The 17,336-nt window shown below is 44.2% G+C and carries 16 protein-coding genes and 1 pseudogene; 15 read left to right on the forward strand and 2 right to left on the reverse strand.

Annotated features, from left to right (window positions below; all coding sequences use genetic code 11):
• Positions 1 to 116 precede the first annotated feature (116 nt).
• The 15 genes and pseudogenes from V6C11_RS06020 (at position 117) to V6C11_RS06090 (ending at position 16,208) form a co-directional block, all read left to right on the forward strand.
• Positions 117 to 1,283: an iron-containing alcohol dehydrogenase gene (locus V6C11_RS06020; protein WP_333530204.1), complete on the forward strand. Its 1,167-nt coding sequence runs from the start codon at positions 117 to 119 to the stop codon at positions 1,281 to 1,283.
• Positions 1,284 to 1,294: 11 nt separating this feature from the next.
• Complete coding sequence (locus V6C11_RS06025) at positions 1,295 to 2,962, forward strand: GAF domain-containing sensor histidine kinase (RefSeq protein WP_333530205.1); 1,668 nt, start codon at positions 1,295 to 1,297, stop codon at positions 2,960 to 2,962.
• Positions 2,962 to 4,496: pseudogene (locus V6C11_RS06030) on the forward strand (sigma-54-dependent transcriptional regulator). Before V6C11_RS06025 ends, V6C11_RS06030 begins: the two are co-directional and overlap by 1 nt.
• 494 nt (positions 4,497 to 4,990) lie before the next feature.
• Entirely contained in the window at positions 4,991 to 6,718 is a 1,728-nt protein-coding gene (locus tag V6C11_RS06035; RefSeq protein WP_333530206.1) for an aldehyde ferredoxin oxidoreductase family protein, read from the forward strand.
• 123 nt (positions 6,719 to 6,841) lie between these two features.
• On the forward strand, positions 6,842 to 7,126 hold the full coding sequence (locus V6C11_RS06040) for a MoaD/ThiS family protein (RefSeq protein WP_333530207.1): 285 nt from the start codon (positions 6,842 to 6,844) through the stop codon (positions 7,124 to 7,126).
• A gap of 77 nt (positions 7,127 to 7,203) precedes the next feature.
• Entirely contained in the window at positions 7,204 to 7,440 is a 237-nt protein-coding gene (locus V6C11_RS06045; RefSeq protein WP_333530209.1) for a MoaD/ThiS family protein, read from the forward strand.
• An 87-nt stretch (positions 7,441 to 7,527) separates the two neighbouring features.
• Positions 7,528 to 8,226 (forward strand): ABC transporter permease, encoded by a 699-nt coding sequence (locus V6C11_RS06050; protein ID WP_333530210.1) that lies wholly within the window; start codon positions 7,528 to 7,530, stop codon positions 8,224 to 8,226.
• 1 nt (position 8,227) lies between these two features.
• A complete protein-coding gene (locus tag V6C11_RS06055; protein WP_333530212.1) occupies positions 8,228 to 8,959 on the forward strand; it encodes an ABC transporter ATP-binding protein in 732 nt (243 codons plus the stop codon).
• 91 nt (positions 8,960 to 9,050) lie between these two features.
• Positions 9,051 to 10,028, forward strand: a complete 978-nt coding sequence (gene moaA, locus V6C11_RS06060) for a GTP 3',8-cyclase MoaA (RefSeq protein WP_333530214.1) — start codon at positions 9,051 to 9,053, stop codon at positions 10,026 to 10,028.
• A 6-nt stretch (positions 10,029 to 10,034) separates the two neighbouring features.
• On the forward strand, positions 10,035 to 10,529 hold the full coding sequence (moaC, locus tag V6C11_RS06065) for a cyclic pyranopterin monophosphate synthase MoaC (protein WP_333530217.1): 495 nt from the start codon (positions 10,035 to 10,037) through the stop codon (positions 10,527 to 10,529).
• Positions 10,517 to 10,954 (forward strand): MOSC domain-containing protein, encoded by a 438-nt coding sequence (locus tag V6C11_RS06070; RefSeq protein WP_333530219.1) that lies wholly within the window; start codon positions 10,517 to 10,519, stop codon positions 10,952 to 10,954. The genes moaC and V6C11_RS06070 overlap by 13 nt, the downstream gene beginning before the upstream one ends.
• Positions 10,935 to 12,224 (forward strand): molybdopterin-guanine dinucleotide biosynthesis protein B, encoded by a 1,290-nt coding sequence (gene mobB, locus V6C11_RS06075; RefSeq protein ID WP_333530221.1) that lies wholly within the window; start codon positions 10,935 to 10,937, stop codon positions 12,222 to 12,224. The genes V6C11_RS06070 and mobB overlap by 20 nt, the downstream gene beginning before the upstream one ends.
• A 112-nt stretch (positions 12,225 to 12,336) precedes the next feature.
• Positions 12,337 to 13,914 (forward strand): methyl-accepting chemotaxis protein, encoded by a 1,578-nt coding sequence (locus tag V6C11_RS06080; RefSeq protein ID WP_333530224.1) that lies wholly within the window; start codon positions 12,337 to 12,339, stop codon positions 13,912 to 13,914.
• 366 nt (positions 13,915 to 14,280) lie between these two features.
• Positions 14,281 to 15,723, forward strand: a complete 1,443-nt coding sequence (locus V6C11_RS06085; protein WP_333530226.1) for a hypothetical protein — start codon at positions 14,281 to 14,283, stop codon at positions 15,721 to 15,723.
• Positions 15,724 to 16,097: 374 nt separating this feature from the next.
• Complete coding sequence (locus V6C11_RS06090; RefSeq protein WP_333530229.1) at positions 16,098 to 16,208, forward strand: hypothetical protein; 111 nt, start codon at positions 16,098 to 16,100, stop codon at positions 16,206 to 16,208.
• Positions 16,209 to 16,248: 40 nt separating this feature from the next.
• Here V6C11_RS06090 and V6C11_RS06095 read toward each other — a convergent pair whose 3' ends face one another.
• Together V6C11_RS06095 and V6C11_RS06100 are read right to left on the reverse strand one after the other, a co-directional pair.
• Positions 16,249 to 16,377, reverse strand: coding sequence for a hypothetical protein (locus V6C11_RS06095; protein ID WP_333530231.1), 129 nt, complete (start codon positions 16,375 to 16,377; stop codon positions 16,249 to 16,251).
• A gap of 297 nt (positions 16,378 to 16,674) precedes the next feature.
• Complete coding sequence (locus V6C11_RS06100; protein ID WP_333530233.1) at positions 16,675 to 17,283, reverse strand: hypothetical protein; 609 nt, start codon at positions 17,281 to 17,283, stop codon at positions 16,675 to 16,677.
• Positions 17,284 to 17,336: the final 53 nt, after the last annotated feature.

Genomic DNA, 17,336 nt, shown 5'->3' on the forward strand with positions numbered 1-17,336 from the left:
GTTTATGTACAATAGAGTTAGCTTTTAGCCTTTAGCTTTTAACCATTAGCACAAAACCCAAAAGCTAAAGGCTAAAAGCTAAAATGGCTAAAGATAATTCGGGAGGTGTTTTGCCCATGTTGAAAAAGAGTTTGCTTCAAATAAGTAAATTTGTGGCTCCGGAAATTATTTTTGGCCAAGGGGCTTTAAGTCAAGTGGGCGAAAGTGCTGCCCGTTTAGGGATTAAAAAGGCCTTTTTGGTTAGTGATCAAGGCATTTTAGGAGTTGGCTGGGTTGATCGGGCCTTAGATTTTTTAAAAGATGTTGGTATTGGTGCAGTTGTCTGGAGCGATGTGTCTACCAACCCCAAGGACTCTGAAGTTGCCAGAGGAACCGAGTATTATTTAGCCAACCAATGTGATGGTATCGTTGCTGTGGGTGGAGGTAGTCCCATCGATGTGGCCAAGGCCATTGCCATTTTGGTTACCAATGGTGGCCAAATAAAGGATTATGAAGGGGTCAATAAGATAACCTGTCCCCTACCGCCAATGGTTATTGTTGCCACCACGGCTGGAGCCGGTTCGGAGGTTTCACAATTTTCCATGATTGTAGAGCGGGAAAGACAGGCTAAAATGTCAATCATCTCAAAATCCTTGGTGCCGGATATTGCCATTGTGGATCCGGTAATACTGCAAACGAAAGGGCCTAGACTCACTGCGGCTACTGGTGTAGATGCCCTAAGCCATGCTATAGAGGCCTATGTTTCCTTGGCCGCCACTCCCCTCACGGATGTGCATGCACTGGCTGCGATTCATTTAATCTCCGAAAATCTTAGGGAATCCGTTGCCTGTAAAGCAAACCTCGAAGCAAAGTCGGCCATGGCCATGGCCAGTCTGCAAGCAGGCTTGGCTTTTTCCAATGCTATTTTAGGTGCCACTCATGCCATGACCCACCAGATAGATGGCTTACTGGACTTGCACCATGGAGAAACAAATGGCATCCTTTTGCCCTACGTAATGGAATTCAATATGATTTCCAATGGGGAAAAGTTTGCAAAAATAGCCAGGTCTATGGGTGTACAGACTGAGGGATTGGGTAAATGGAAAGCTGCAGAAAAGGGCATTTGTGCTGTTCGAAAATTATTTCAAGATATAGGGATACCCGAAAAATTGGCTCAGGTGGGTATGAAAGAAGAAGATATACCAAAACTAAGTGCAAATGCCCTAAAGGATACCTGTATGGTAACCAATCCGAGGGATTGTTGTGCAGAACAAATAGAAGCATTATACCGCAGAGCCCTTTAAGGGGGGTAACTATGTGTGATGATAAATTAACCATTATACAAAATTTAACAGGAGTGAATTCTTCTAAGTTAAATTATTATCTAGAGGTGCAACGATCAAATGAACAAATTAAAATCCAGATTAATCGATTAGAAATCTTACACCAGCTGATTAAAGATATTAACATTGACATGTCTTTATCCGATATACTTGAGCGGGTTTATAGCAAACTGCCCCAGGCAGTTCCCTGCTGCTATTTAGGGTTGGGACTTGCTCACAATAATAAACTGATTATGACTGCTGCCACCCCGGTTAACGACTGTGTTGGGCAAGCTGTTCCAGTCACTTCAGCACTCTGGCAATCCTATAATAGATGTGAACGTCTTCTGATAAATATGGACAGCAACCCGGAGCAATTTAGCCCCGTGATAAATTGGGATGATCCTGTGGGGAGATTGGGGCTTGATGCTGTGGCCATTGTGCCTTTGCTGGTAAGAAATCAAGTGATTGGGGTTCTTATTGTTGGGGATAGTCAGGTATCGGCCTACGGTACTTCTGAGTTAAAATTTATTGAGCAGATGGCGGACCAGTTGGCTATCTGTATTGAGAATGCTCGTTTGTACAAGGAGATTTCCAAGGGAAAGCAAGAGTGGGAGGCTACCTTTAAGGCAGTAACAGATCCCATCTTTCTGATAGATAAAAATTATCAAGTTTTAAGGCATAATTTGCGCGATGGTAAGATTCCCTTAGAGGACGATGGCGAGGAACAGAAATGTTATCAGGTTATTTGGCATAGGGATACTCCCTGTAAAAACTGCCCCATGGAGGAAGTTTATCAATTGGGCCGGGGAACTTATCGTCAAATTCAAAATGAAGGAGCCATTTTTGATTCTTTTTACTACCCAATGGTTGGACCAGATGGAGAAACCTATTCTGTAATTTTGCTGGTAAAAGATGTAACAGAAAAGGAAAAAATGGAAGCTCAACTCATGCAATCGGCAAAATTAGCAGCCATTGGGGAAATGGCCGCTGGTGTTGCCCACGAATTAAACAGCCCCATGACGGTGGTCATCGGTACTGCACAAATGATGCAAAGGGATATGAATAAAGAGCATCCCCATTCGGAATGGTTAGATGATATAATTAATTGTGGGATGCGTTGCAAAAAAATTATTCAAAATCTACTATCCTACTCCAGACAAGGACATTTTGCCTTAACAGAAACAGATATCAACCAACAGGTGGAAAAGGTATTAAGCTTAATTCATTATCAAATTGATCGCAATAACATCAGTATTATTGAGAACTTGGATCAGCATGTTCCTCATATCATGTCCAATGGTCATCAATTGCAGCAGGTTTTGATTAACCTGCTTCTTAATGCCAGGGACGCCTTGGAAGATAATATAGGCGAAAAGTGTATTTGGATATCGACAGCAGTGGAAGTAGATCAGGATAAGGAATGGGTTGTGCTTACAGTAAGTGATAATGGTCGCGGTATTAGCCCGGAGGGGTTAACCAAAATATTCAACCCCTTTTATACCAGTAAAGAGGCAACCAAGGGAACTGGACTGGGGCTTTCTGTAAGTTTTGGCATTGCTCAGTCCCACGGCGGAACGATTAAGGTCGAGAGTAAGCAATGGGTAGGTAGTACCTTTAAATTAATGTTGCCGATAAGGCAAACAGGAGGTGAGGCCTAATGGTAAATGGTCCGGGTATCCTAATTATCGATGACGAACAATCGGTCGGTACATTCTTTAGCCGTCTCCTAAGATCAAAGGGTTACCGAATTGGCGTTGCGTCTTCCGGTGACCAGGCTCACCAACTTATAGCAAAGGAAAATTTCGACGTAGCAATGGTAGATTTAAAGCTGCCGGATGCCGATGGCCTTAGTCTTCTCCAACATATTAAGAATGTACAACCCCAATGTGAAGTTATTATAATGACCGGTTATAGTACCACTCGCACTGCAGTAAAAGCAATTCAATATGGTGCCTTTGATTATATAGAAAAACCCTTCGATGATATCGCTTTGGTAGAGAAATTAATTGAAAGGGCTATACATTTTGGCAAAACAGTTGGGCAGCAAGGCAAAGATTCTTATAGCTGGAGCCAAATGGCAGAAAATATTGGTTTTCAGGTAGGCAGAACACCCCAAATGATAAAATTAGTATCCATTGCAGAACGGATTGCTGCAAAGGATATTAATGTCTTAATTCATGGTGAAACGGGTACTGGTAAGGAAGTTTTGGCTAGTTTTGTACATGCTGCAAGTCAGCGCAGTGATAAACCCTTTCTGGCTGTCAACTGCGGTGCACTGCCGGAAAATTTGCTGGAAAGCGAACTTTTTGGTCACGAGAGGGGTTCCTTCACCGGAGCCAGCGTGCAGCGTAAGGGGATTTTTGAGCTTGCCAACAACGGAACACTTTTTTAGATGAAATTGGAGAAGCTAGTTTGGCCATTCAGGTTAAATTATTACGGGTTTTGGAAACGGGTGAATTTCTTAGAGTAGGCGGGGAAAAACCTGTCAAGACCAATGTAAGAATTATTGCAGCTACCAACGTAGATTTGGAAGAGGCTGTGAGCCAAAGGCAATTCAGAGAAGATTTGTTTTACCGTTTGGATGTGGTTCGTCTGGTTCTTCCTCCACTACGGGAACGTAAGGAAGATATCCCTCAATTTGTCGATCATTTTGTAAATCGTTTTTGGGAAAAGAACGATGGGCCTGTGCCAACCTTTTCGGCCTCCTGTATAGAAGCGATGATGAATTACCACTGGCCCGGAAATATCCGGGAGTTAGCTAATTCTGTTGAACAGGCCTTGGCTTTATGTGATAGTCAAGTTGTTCTGCCAGAGCATTTATCGGGAAAAATAAATGGCAAACTATTAAATGAAAACCGCAATGTAAAAATGGATTTACCGAAACAAGAGTATAATGTAATTACCAATATATTAAATACCAAGCATGAAGATTTAGATCAACTGGATGAGGAAACGTTATTGGATCTTTATTATAAGATTGATGATCTTTATCGGGCAATTCATAGGACCATGGGGAAAAGGGGTATCACCTCTGTGTTTCCTTTGTCTATTAGCGAAATAGAGGCCAGAGCCATTGAAGAAACCTTGGATTTTTTTAATGGTAATGTCAGTATGAGTGCCAGGGCCCTGGGCATTGGACGCAACACACTGTATCGTAAGGCCAAGGAATATAATATAAATATCATTAGCTAAACAAAAATGCCATAGGGGGAAAGTTCGCCCTGTGGTATTTTTTACGATAGCAAAACCCGTTAAGTTGTTTCATTACGATACGAATGATCGTAACCGAAACAATTACATGTTTCGGTTTAGAACAATCAGTCTGACTAAAAGTGGATAAATCATTGGCATGTGTTTTGCATTGATTTGGAAGTAAGAATAGTTGGTCTAGTGTTTATATTTAAAAAAGTTTAATATCTAAGCAGGAATCGGAGTTTTAGTGACGAAATATGAAATATTTAGACAAACTATTAGACAGACTATTATTTAAAGTAAATTCAGACTTAATTTAAAATTGAATATGTAGTTCTACGCTTCCGATTTACTAATCTCCTACCGGGAATTAGTAAACGGGGTACGACAAGTAATTGTTGTGCCTGCCATTGCGCAAAGGAAGGGGTGCCCTAGGGCATCCCTTTTTATATTGCAATTTAATGCCAAAAAAATCCAGTAGGGGGTATATAAACATGACTAAACTTTTCCGTGTGAACATGACCACCAAAACAGCCAACGTAGAAGAACTTCCTCAGAAGTATATCGGCCTGGCTGGCCGCGCTCTGACCTCAAGTTTCGTACTGGATGAAGTAGACCCTAAGTGCCATCCCCTGGGACCCAATAACAAACTAATTTTTGCTCCTGGCTTATTAGGCGGAACGAACTGTGCAAACTCTGGACGTCTGTCCGTGGGAAGTAAGAGCCCATTAACTGGCGGTATTAAAGAAAGTAACTCCGGTGGGACTGCAGCTCAAAAGTTAGCTAAGATGGGTATTGCTGGTGTAATTGTTGAGGGCATGCCCGAAGATGATAAGTTTTATGTCATTAAAGTTACGGTGGACGGTGCTGTTGTAGAAGAAGCCCCGGCTGAAGTTATTGGCAAAGGCAACTATGAAGCGATCCGTGTTTTAAGTGAAAAATATGGTGCTAAAGTTGGTGTAATGATTGTTGGTCCTGCCGGTGAAATGAGACTAACTTCTGCTAACATTTCTGTAAAAGACCCAGAAGGCAATATCCGTAGTGCCGGCCGTGGCGGTTTAGGTGCGGTTATGGGTTCTAAGAGGGTAAAGGCCATTGTTGTTGATGATACCGGTGCCAAGGGTGTGCCCATTGCCGATTCTGAAGCCTTTAGGGCCGCTGCCAAGCGTTTTGCTAAAGGACTGCTGGATCACCCGGTAACAGGGCAAGGTCTACCTGGCTTTGGTACCAACGTACTGGTTAATATTCTGAACGAAGCGGGCGGCCTACCCACCAAAAACTTCCGTACCGGCCGCAATGAATGGGCCAACAATATCGGTGGTGAGACCATGAGTGCCACCATTGAAGCCCGTGGCGGTAAAGTTTCCCACGGCTGCCATGCCGGTTGTGTTATTCGCTGCTCCCAGCATTACCATGACAAAGAAGGCAAATACCTCACCAGCGGCTTTGAATATGAGACCATCTGGGCCCTTGGTGCCAACGCTTGCATTGATAACTTGGATGCCATTGCGGAATGCGATCGCCTGATGGATGATATCGGTATCGACAGTATTGAAACTTCCGTAACAGTTGGTGTAGCGATGGAAGCAGGCATTATTCCTTGGGGTGATGCTGTCGGTGCGATTGATTTGATCAAACAAATTGGTGAAGGTACTGCCTTGGGCCGTATTATTGGTAACGGTGCTGCCTTTACCGGCCAAGCCTTTGGCGTAGCCCGGGTGCCTGTTGTTAAGAAACAAGCAATTCCTGCCTATGACCCCCGCGCGGTTAAGGGTGTTGGCTTAACCTACGCCACCACTCCCATGGGAGCTGACCATACCGCTGGTTACGCCGTTGCTACGAACATTCTTAAAGTCGGTGGCTTTGTGGATCCCCTTGGCAAAGGCGGTCAAGTTGAGCTTTCCCGCAACCTGCAAATCGCCACTGCTGCTGTTGACAGCACCGGTCTCTGCCTGTTTGTAGCCTTCTGTATCCTGGATAATGCAGATGCCTTCCAGGCCATCATTGATATGCTGAACGCTCAATATAGCTTGTCCTTGACGGCAGATGATGTTACGGAGCTAGGTAAAACGGTATTACGGGCTGAACGTAAATTTAATGAATTGGCCGGCTTTACCAAAGCCGATGACCGTTTACCCGAATTCTTTAAAGAAGAGTGTCCACCGCATAACACCACCTGGGACTTCACGGAAGAAGAAGTTAATGAGGTATTTAACTTCTAAATCTACCGAAATTCCCAAAAGGAGCTGGGTTAACACCGGCTCCTTTTATATTAGGATCGAACACTATAAATATTTTTATTGTTGATTAATCCCATATATAATAAGTTTAGGGGGGAGTGTAAAGTGGGGACAATTGAATTAAGGGCCTTTGGTGCTCTGCAAAAGATATTGTCTGAAGAAGGTTATTCCTTTCCGACTAAAATAGAAATCGAAGCTAATACGACTGGCTATGACCTTATTGACAGGCTGAAAATTGATAAAAAACAGGTTGAGGCAGTTTTTATTAACGGTTTGGTAGAAGGTTTATCCCATCCCATTGCTCCTGGGGATCGAGTAGCACTATTACCTCCGGGAACCCCGGGACCCTATAGGGTGTTTTTGGGCATTATTCAAAAGAAAGAAACCTAATTGACAATGAGCTTTGGCTTTACTTTGCTTTAATTTTGCAATAATTATTGTTATAATCACATAAGAGGTGACGGTGCATGCAGATTGAAGTAAGGGTTTATACCGGACTGGAAAAATACACAGGTACACGCTATGGGGAAAAAATTCTTATTAATATGGAAGAGAACAGTACCACACGGGATATCGTTAAGCAACTTAATATTCCTGAGGAAGAAGTTTTCAGCACACTAATTAATGGCTTGCACAAAACCCTTGATACTGTTTTGCAGGAAGGTGACCGGGTGGCATTTTTCCCACCAGTGGGTGGGGGCTAATCGTTATTTTATGCAGGGTAGGAGCAGTTCCTACCCTAAAACGAAGACTCGTTATGTATAAAAAAACATAATGGTGGTGGATATTGCTTGGAAGTGTTTTCACAAGGGTTAATCATGGCCGTTAAATTATTACTGGCAGGAGATCCGGAAATTATTGAAATAGCCTTGCTAACCCTAAGGGTGTCTTGCACAGCCACCTTGATTGCTGTGCTAATTGGGGTGCCCTTGGGTTTTTTGCTGGCCCTAAAAAGTTTCTCAGGTCGCAACATACTAATTAGTTTAATAAATTACGGCATGGGTTTACCCCCTGTGGTGGTGGGGTTAGTAGTCTGGCTATTGTTAAGTAGATATGGACCATTAGGAATGCTTAATATGTTGTATAGCCCTGGGGCCATGATCACAGCCCAGGGTGTCATTGCTTTTCCCATTGTGGCTGGTTTTACCCTAGCGGCCTTTCAGCAGCTTCACCCCAAACTAAAGCTGCAAATACTATCCTTAGGTGCCACTAAACTACAACTGCTGTGGCTAATGGCTAGGGAGGCCAGACTGGGACTGCTGGCAGCGGTTATAGCAGGTTTTGGTGGTGCTGTTTCTGAGGTGGGGGCCTCCATGATGGTGGGAGGCAACTTAGTTGGTTATACCCGCACCCTAACCACAGCAACTGTTCTTGCGGTAAATAAGGGACAGCAGGAAATGGGTATGGCTCTCAGCCTTATTTTGTTAATCATTGCTTTTTCCATAACGGTGGTCTTAACGATGGCACAGCAAAGAGGGAGGTGCCCTTAGCATGCATGTTCTGGAAGGAAAGGGCATTCAATACATCAAGGGAAGTAAGACCATTTTAGATATCGATTATTTTTCCCTGGAGGAAGGGAAGGTTAACTCCCTCATAGGAGTAAACGGGGCCGGTAAAACCTCTTTTATGCATATTCTGGCCTTACTTCAGGAACCCACCGCGGGGCAGATTTATTTTAAAGGCGAAACGGTAACTAAAAAAAACTTGTTAAAATTACGCCATCGGATGGCTTTTGTTTTTCAACAACCCCTTTTGTTAGATATGACGGTTCGGGAGAATGTTGAAACGGGTTTGCGTTTACGAAAGTTTCCGAAAGAAGAGATCAAGCAGCGGACCGATAAATGGTTGGAGAAATTGGGAATTTCCCATTTAGCCAACGGCGGTGTTCGATTTCTTTCCGGTGGTGAAGCCCAGCGGGTTAGTATTGCCCGGGCTTTGGCCCTGGACCCAGAGGTTCTCTTTTTAGATGAACCCTTCACTGGATTGGATAGTCCTACCAGGGGGCAACTGCTATTAGATATGGCGAAACTGTTGCATGGTACAAAAATTGCCACATTATTTGTTACCCATGACTATGCAGAGATTCCCTATCTGGCCCATTGGTTAACCGTTATCGATCAAGGAAAAATTATTCAGTCAGGGACCCCGGAAGAAATCTATGAGAATCCAAAGGATCAATCGGTGGTTCGATTGTTGCAATGGCTACCCCTTGGTACGAAGTGAATCAAAGGTTCCCAGCGAATAAGCTAAAAGCAATTTGAATTAGCTGCAGTATGAAATAGAGGTACAAGCCGGACGAATAGGGGCTGACAAAATGATTGATAATTACCAAAGAAACATAAACTATCTACGCATATCTGTCACAGATCGTTGTAATTTGCGCTGCGTTTATTGTATGCCTCCAGAAGGTGTGGAAAACACCCCTCACCGGGAAATACTAAGCTTAGAAGAAATTGCTCGGGTGGTGGATGCTGCCTCTGATATTGGCATAAGCAAAATTCGTATTACGGGTGGGGAACCCTTGGTAAGAAAAAATATTGTGGACTTATTTGAAAGTATTTCGGCCAATCCGCAGATTAAGGATATTTCAATAACCACCAATGGCGTACTCTTTGCAGACATGGCAGAGGATTTAAAAAGGGCGGGTTTAAATCGTGTAAACTTTAGTTTAGATAGCCTAAATCCGGATATTTTCCGGGATATCACCCGTCGAGGCAAATTTGATGATGTATGGCGCGGTATTCAGAAAGCCTTGGAGTTGGAACTCCATCCGGTAAAATTAAATGTAGTGGCGGTACGAGGTGTCAATGATCATGAGTTTGCTGATTTTGCTCGGCTTACCAGGGAATTGCCGCTGCACGTACGTTTCATTGAATTAATGCCCATTGGAGAATGCAACCCCTGGGCGGTTGAAAATTTTATTGCTGCGGAAGAAATATTGATGAAACTTCAGCAGGGATTTGGCCCTTTGAATACAGAGGTTAAGGTAACTGGCGGTGGTCCGGCTAAATATTTTAGCCTACCTGGTGCCAAGGGGACCATTGGTTTTATTACTGCCATTAGTCAACATTTTTGTGCTGCCTGTAACCGACTGAGACTTACAGCCAATGGCCAGCTTCGTCCATGTCTTTACGGCCAGCAAGAATTTGATTTAAAAACTCCCCTGAGGGAAGGTGCCGATAGGCAGGAATTGGCTATACTTATTGCCAAGGCAATTCGATATAAACCAAGTCAACACCATATGGAAGAGGGTTGGACAGACCGTCGAGTGATGAGCCAGATTGGGGGATAAGGCATAGTGTCAGAATTAACTCATTTTGATGCCAGTGGTAATGCCCGGATGGTTGATATAACAGAAAAAGCCGAAACCCATCGGGTGGCCGAAGTAAGAGGGGAAGTGGTCATGGCACCGGCCACTCTTAAACTAATTCAAGAGGGCGGTATGGCCAAGGGGGATGTTCTTGGCGTAGCCAGAGTAGCGGGAATTATGGCTGCCAAAGGCACACCAAACCTAATTCCCATGGCTCACCCGATCATGATTACCGGAGTTAATATCGATTTTAAAATTGTACCACCGGAACGGGTGGAAATTAGGGGTATTGTGAAGACTGGCGGCAAAACAGGTGTAGAAATGGAAGCACTCACAGCGGTCAGCCTAGCGGCACTGACCATCTATGATATGTGCAAGGCGGTGGATAAAGGAATGATGATTCAAAACATCCGCCTGGTCAGCAAAAGTGGTGGCAAAAGCGGCGACTTCATCCGGGAAGGAGAACAACAATGGGAAAAATAGTAGCTGTTTGCACCAGTCCTAAGAAAGGCATGAGAAAGAAAAACGTTGGGGAAGCGATGTTGTTGGTTGAGCATGGCATCGAAGGGGATGCCCATGTTGGGGAATGGCACCGTCAGGTTAGTTTATTGGCCCAGGAAAGCATAGAAAAGATGCGTCAGATGGGTTTAAAGGTAGGTCCTGGGGATTTTGCTGAAAATTTAACCACGGAGGGAATCGACTTAGTTTCCTTGCCCATTGGAGCTAAATTAAAAATTGGTGAAGCTGCTCTGGGTGAGGTGACGCAAATTGGCAAGGAATGTCATACCCGTTGTGCCATCTATTATCAGGCGGGGGATTGTGTTATGCCCAAGGAGGGTATCTTCATTCGAGTACTCCAAGGAGGTACAGTGAAGGTAGGGGATAACATTGAAATTCAGCCACAATAAAGAGCTGCCGCCGGTTATTTCCCTGGTGGGTCGTTCAAACTCTGGAAAAACTACTTTTCTGGTAAAACTTCTTCAACAATTAAATTCACGAGGCTACCGTATAGGTACTGTAAAGCATCATCGGGGCACCTTTGAGCTAGATATAGAGGGAAAAGACACCTGGCGGCATAGACAGGCCGGGGCTGAAATTGTTGCTTTGGCTACACCCAGTGGATTTGGCCTCGCAAAGAAAATAGACCAGGAAATGCCATTAGAAGAAATACTGCAGTATTTTTCTGGCCTGGATCTAGTTATTGTGGAAGGTTTTAAACAGGGTTCCCAACCAAAGATAGAATTGGTGCGGGCAGCAGTTGCCAACGAAACGGTATTACCCACTGGGGAATTGTTAGCTGTAGTCAGTGATTTACCCTTACAGATCGATATACCTCTCTTTGATTTAGATGATAGTGAGAGTGTGGCTAATCTGATAGAAAACACTTTATTACAACCCCAAAATAGGGTGGCACCAACCACGCTATCCGACCAACAGAGGGAACGCTACAATCGCAATATAATGCTGCCAGGGGTGGGAGAAGAGGGACAGCTTAAACTACTAAACTCTTCGATACTGGTGGTAGGTACCGGTGGTTTAGGCTCTCCGGTGAGCTACTATTTAACGGCTGCTGGCATTGGCAGACTTGGTTTGGCTGATGCTGACGTGGTGGATTATTCTAATTTGCAAAGGCAAATTGTCCACTCAACCCCAGATATAGGGCGTTTAAAGGTGGAATCCGCCAGGGAGAAATTAGCTCGGATCAATCCAGAGACAGAGATCATCACCTATCCCTGCCGCATGAATGAGCAAAATATTTTGGAACTGCTGGATGACTATGATATCGTGGTGGATGCCACAGATAATTTGGAAACCCGCTATGTTCTTAACAAAGCCTGCATTGCTAAGGAAAAACCCTTTATATATGGTGGGGTTCTGTCCATGGTAGGACAGGCCATGACGATATTACCAGGCAAAGGACCTTGTTTCCGCTGTATTTTCCGGGATAAGCCTACCAACCACGCAGTTAAGGGCACCACAGAAGTAGGAATTCTCGGATCTGTAGCGGGTATCATTGGGACCATTCAAGCCACCGAGGCAGTGAAGTACCTGCTGGGCAAGGGAGATCTATTAGTGGGGAGAATCCTTACGATGGATGCGCTATCGATGTCCTTTATGGATGTAGAGGTTAAAAGGGATTTACGATGTCCGGATTGTGGCCATTTAAATAAGGAATGATTTTAAAAACCTGGTTTAGACCAGGTTCTTCTTTTGGCCTAAAGAGAAATCGAAATTTGACGAATAATGTAGTATGAAGACAATTTGACGTTTGTTAGGGGGACGTAAAGTAATGAGGATAACAGTAAAGAAGAGGCTTTTTCTTGCCAATGGTGTATTAATCGGTCTTATTATCTGTCTTGGTTTGTATGCAAGTTTTACAGTGGGTAAAATTAATGATAAGTTAACGGAGATTTCCAATGTTTGGTTAGCTGGAATTCAGTATGCTGAAGAAATTAACACCTTGATTTCCGATACTCGTACGCGGGAATACAGGCATATTGTTGCTAATGATAGTAAGGAAATGAAAGAAATGGAAGAATCCATAGAGCAAAATAAGGTGAAAATAAATAAAAACTTAGCTAGTTATGAAAAATCCATTGACAGTGTTCAAGATCGTAATTACCACACGGTATTAAAATCCGAGTGGAATAACTACATAGCTACGAATGAAAGACTATTGGAATTAAGCCGTACTGGTCAGAAAGATGAAGCACATAAGGTTATAAAAGGTGAATCTTTGACCCTATATGATGCTGCTGTGGCTGCCTCCAATGAAATTGTTAAATATAATCAGGAACAAAGTAAAATATCCAGTGCCGAAGGGGACAAGCTCCAACAACAATCTGTTTTTATGTTGAGCATAGCCATTCTGCTGGCAGTTGGTCTAGGTATTGCTGCGGCCCATTTCGTTGGTCGTAGTATTAATTTACCACTGAAGGAGATTGAAGAAAGTGCGAATAAATTAGCCCAGGGAGATATAACCATAGAGGATCTAAACATTCGCAGTGGAGATGAAATAGGACATCTTGCCCAGGTTTTTAATATCATGAAGAATAACTTTAAAAGCACGCTAGATCAACTAATCGAAACAGCTAATCATTTAGCGGATGTGGCAGGGGGGCTAAATGAACAGGCCCGGCAAACAGCCACTGGTGCAACAGAAACCGCCACCACCATGAATGAAATCGCAGCAACGGTGGAACAGGTAAGCAGCAATGTACAGGAAGTTGCAACGGTTTCTGATACCGCCGCTAAACATGCCCATGCAGGAAATGACGGGCTAATTAAGGTAAATTCACAAATTCAAACCATTACCCATTCGACGAACGAGGTGGCCCAGGTTATTCAGCGGTTAAATCAAAATTCTTTGGAAATTGGTAAAATTGTCAATATGATAACTGGCATTGCTGATCAAACGAATCTCTTGGCCTTAAATGCGGCCATCGAGGCTGCCAGGGCCGGAGAACAGGGAAGAGGTTTTGCGGTGGTGGCAGAAGAGGTAAGAAAGTTGGCAGAGCAGTCTGCCACAGCTTCCAAGGAGATAGCACGACTTATCCAGGATATGCAAAAAGAAACCCAACTGGCAGTGCAAAAGATTGAGCAGGATAACCGGGAAGTGGCGGCAGGTGGTGCGGTGATTCAGGATGTAAGCCATACTTTCCAAAAAATTATTACTTCTGTGCAAGGCTTAACCTCTCAAATTCAGCAAATAGCCTCAGCTACCCAGCAAATGTCGGCAGGAATTCAAAATGTTGCTGCCTCCACGGAGGAACAAACAGCTGCTATGGAGGAAGTCACCAGCACCGCTGAGTCCTTAGACAAAGTATCGGATGATCTAAAGGTTTTGGTGGGTCAATTTAAAATTTAGCACAGTAAAAGGGGAGTATCGCTTAAGCAGTCCTCCAATAAGGATGTTTACGAAAATCATAGTTGTTTAGCACATAGCCAAACGATTATCGATAAATTGTAAATAATCTTTATTGGAGGATTTTCTTTATGGCAAACTTTGAATTTGAATATTATTCCTTTAATTAATGTCACAAAGAAATGCTTTGAATTGTTATAAGGGTACAGCTAGCTGATAAATAAGGGAGAAGGAACACATGATTGAAATAGATTTAGGGCGGCGTTTTGTCACCGGCGGAGAAGATGAATTGGAAGAGGTAATATGAGCGAGCCAAAAAGAAGATGGCAGATTACCTGGCCGCAGAGCATAAAAGAAAGGGGTCAATGCATGAGTGCATTTGATAAGAACGAAAAAACGATACACGATGCGCTTTCCCAAATTACCGTTGATGCAAGCCAAATTAAGAGCAAGGTTCAGAGCAGGTTGCATGAAGAAACATTCTGTGGTGCCGATCCTCGACGGGTGCGATGGGCAAACTCTATGGTGGCAGTTATAGCGTTGTCGGCAATGTTGGTTGTCACTGCGGCTGCGGCTGCGGCGGCGCTGGGGGGCTTTGATTGGTTTATCCAGAAATTCAATCCCTCTTTCAGTGAAGTTGTTGAACCAGTAGAAATTTCTTCTGAGGATCAGGGCATCCGTATGGAGGTCATCGGTGCCCAGAAATATGGGAACAAGGCTGTCGTTTACCTGTCTCTTCAGGATATCAGCGGCCAAAACCGCCTGACCGAGCAGACCGATTTCCGGGACGGCTTCCGTGTGGCCATGGACCCGCCGGATAGAGGCACAGGACAAGCGGATGAGGTTACCGCCAGTTTCTCGTGGAAACAAAACCTATTGTTTTTTGATGAGGAAACCAATACCCTCTATTATGAATTCAATATTACAGCTGATGTGGATTCACCACTTTCCGATCCGCTGGAACTGGGCACCTCCCGTATTTATTTCAGCAAAAGGGAGTATGAAGAACCAGTTTCCGTATCTCTGGGTGGCCTTGATGGCGCGCAGGTTACACCCATTGTAAAAAACCAGATCTGGGGCGGCAGGGATGTGCCGGACGACCTCAGCGGGATCACGGCTGCTCTGACGCCGGGTCATTACGCCGCCCTGGCACACGGGGAAGATGACCAATGGATTTCCAATATCGGTATCGTGGACGGCAAACTGCACGTGCAGATCGGCAAGATTTTTGGCAAAGAGTTTGGCAACATCGACGCCACGCTCGTTTTGAGAACTCCGGACGGCCAATTTATCACACCCGACTATGAATTGACCCTCTTCGGTGACGAAGATCGCCGCTTGCTTGATTCAGGAACAGCCAGCTACTCCGAAGCGGCATACAAATACAATGAAGCCATTTTTTCTATCAACACCGATGAACTGGACGATTGCACCCTCTACTACAACTCCGCGGTTTATTCCGGTGTGGAAGGACGCTGGAAGGTGGCAGCCAATCTAAGCGACACCAGTCGGCAGACGCGTATGTGGACAAACGACGTCCTCGTTGAAGGCCATCTTTTCGAATATTTGACGCTCAGCCCGCTCGGGCTTGAGATCCGGGGCAGCTACGAAGGAGAAGAATGCCTGGCAAGTGAAATGACTTTAGAGATTGAGACGATGGATGGCATTATTCCGCTAGAAGGCGGCGGCGGAAGCCTTAATTATCAAGAACAGACCTTTAATTTACATTGGGATACAGAAAGCCCAGTTGATGTTACAACCGTTACTGCTGTCATGATAAACGGTACGCGTATTCCTGTTAAAGGCAGATGACCCCAGCGTATAGCCGCCATGATATCAAATATTATTCTGTATGGTGCGACTTGTGTATCATGGCTTATGCTCTAAAATGATTTCTGAGAAATACGAAGCAAAAGTGTTCTTTGATTTGGCTCAAACAGCCTTTTCAAAGGGCATTTTTGTTTTTCAAACCGATGCATACTTTGTTTTGTAAAGTTGACTCAAGACGGCATTTTATGCAGTCTATTATAGCTATATTCTTTATTCCTTGAGGGAAAGGGGGAAATGCATGTAATTTGTCAAGCTGGAGCAGGAAATCAGCAAGGAACAGGATAAGATGCTGAACGCCGACCGCTTTATGACTGTTGTGGCCAGGTACACCTATTCATGAGCTAACCCCTGAAATTGTGCGGGAGTTCATTGAAAGGATTGTGGTGCATGAGCGCAGCGAGCCGTGGAAGAAGAAAAACAAAAAACCCAGGGGCTATTGCCTGGGTACAGAGAATTGGATCGTTTAGTAGAAACGATCCAGGATACCTTGGAAAATTTATCACGGAATTACTTCTTAATATTAATCAGTTTTTTAGGTTCTTCTTTGCTGGGTTTAATATCGCGAATCTTTTGTAAAAAGATCAGGTCATATAACCGAAAAAGGCCGTTAGCACTTTTTTTCACTTTCCCGGACATAATACCACCTCCGATTATTTACCGATAGGTAAAGGTTAACATAGCTGGGTAATTGTCGCAAGGCCGACAGTTAAAGAGCCATTATTAAAAATAGGCTGACAATTTTAAATAATCTATTTACAGCATATGGATGTTGGCCAAGGGCCATTCCTAGCTTTTCTACTCTGATCATCGCGTTCTATTATCATTGTTTGGATGGTGCCGGCCAGCGGCATGAGAGTCTTATACTATCATCCTTAATATCTTATACTTTACGATGGTATAAAAAATAAACCCCGGCGGGGGTTTATGAAAGATTTATTCATGGAAGGGCTGCTTATTAATGGTAATAAATGGACCACCGTCCCTCGCGGGTAACACCTTAGGCAGGGAGGGTAGGGGAGGGTTCTTTTTCCTGCGAGGAGATACCGGCGGGGGATGGGGTTCCGGTTGGGATGGAATAACAGGTGGCTGAGATGCCCCCGGTTGATTTGGCCCCGGTTCAACCGGGACCCCTGGCGGAGAGGGTTGACCTCCAGAGGTCAGTGGCTCCAACGTAGGATCTTCTGGCGATTCCAGTTGAGAGGCAGAGTTGTTGAAGCCACCTGGCCACACGGGGAAAGTTCCTTTATGAGGGATGGGGCCCTTGGGGTTTTCTAATGGGTGTCTTGGAGCGTGCACGACTGTGATGCTGTTATAAATACGTTCGTCTTCACTGACCAGCTGGCCATTATCATAGGTCCGGTGTCGAATTTCAACCCGAGGAATATAAGCAGATACCTCCGCGGGAACACTAAGACTGGAGAGACGACATAAACGAATGCCAGCTCCTTCAACTACCAGATCAACATGGTCATTCTGGTAGCAATGGCAAGGATCCGGTAGCTGTAGTTGACGATTTTTTCTTAGCACTTTATACTGAGCCATAGTAGTCACCCCAAAGGGAAATTATTCCTTTACTCATATATATGTTAATTGGT

This window comes from Desulfotomaculum sp. 1211_IL3151 (assembly GCF_036763075.1).
GTDB lineage: Bacteria > Bacillota > Desulfotomaculia > Desulfotomaculales > Desulfotomaculaceae > Desulfotomaculum.